General features: G+C 35.7%; 1 protein-coding gene. It reads left to right on the top strand.

Translation table 11 applies throughout. The annotated features are described in order from the left end of the window. Positions 1–206 (top strand): hypothetical protein (locus ACWXWW_RS18220; protein WP_455971441.1); only part of this gene is annotated, 206 nt, incomplete at its 5' end. Positions 207–249 lie beyond the last annotated feature (43 nt).

Here is a 249-nt window from a genome sequence, read left to right as displayed (position 1 = left end):
GGATAACTCTCTCAATTGATTTGAGAACTGTTTGTGCTTCTAACAGCAGAGAAAAAACAGATGAGATAAATAAAAGAAAAAAGAAAAGTGAGTGTTCTGAAAAGAAAAATAAAAAGAAGAGTGAAGAAAAGACTGTGTTCTCTGTGATATCTTACAGTTACATGACTCAGCACAGATCTGAGAAGAGAGAGAGAAGAGAGCACTGAAGAAAGTTGTGAGAGGAAAGAAGTGAAGAGAGACAGAGAGAAC

This window comes from Microbacterium sp. KNMS, from assembly GCF_053851835.1.
This window is presented reverse-complemented; position numbering and strand designations above follow the sequence as displayed.